Annotated in this window: 1 rRNA gene; it reads right to left on the bottom strand. The window is 36.4% G+C overall.

From position 1 onward, the window contains the following. Positions 1–74: ribosomal RNA gene (locus M3205_RS25195) — 16S ribosomal RNA — on the bottom strand; the annotation flags it as partial. Positions 75–484: the final 410 nt, after the last annotated feature.

Below are 484 nucleotides of genomic sequence, written 5' to 3'. Positions count from 1 at the left end.
TCTGTCCGCTCGACTTGCATGTATTAGGCACGCCGCCAGCGTTCGTCCTGAGCCAGGATCAAACTCTCCATATAAGAGTTGATATAGCTCGATTGTCTTTTCGAAAAAGACTAATGATTTAAACGTTAACGTATTGTTCGTTCAGTTTTCAAAGATCAATCCGCCGCTCAGAAGCGACTTTATTAATATATCATTTCTCAATCACTTCGTCAACAACTTTTTTCAAAACTTCTAAATGCTGTTAACGTCTCAAGCGACTGTTTTACTATAATAACACCTGGTGCCCAGTAGGTCAATAAGTAAAACCAAAAAACACAAAGAGTTTTTTATCCCCTAAATTAAAAGAAACCAGCTGTTTATGAACTATACCCCAGATACTGGACACTTATAAAAAAGTGCCCCTTTCTGGGGTTTTTTGTGTTTCAATAGATTTAATCAATAGGACGGAGGATTTTTCATGAGTAAGAATATTTATAATGAATTC

This window comes from Cytobacillus firmus, from assembly GCF_023715565.1.
GTDB lineage: Bacteria > Bacillota > Bacilli > Bacillales > Cytobacillaceae > Cytobacillus > Cytobacillus firmus_C.
Note: the sequence above shows the minus strand (reverse complement) of the source record. Positions and strands in the feature narration are given on the sequence as shown.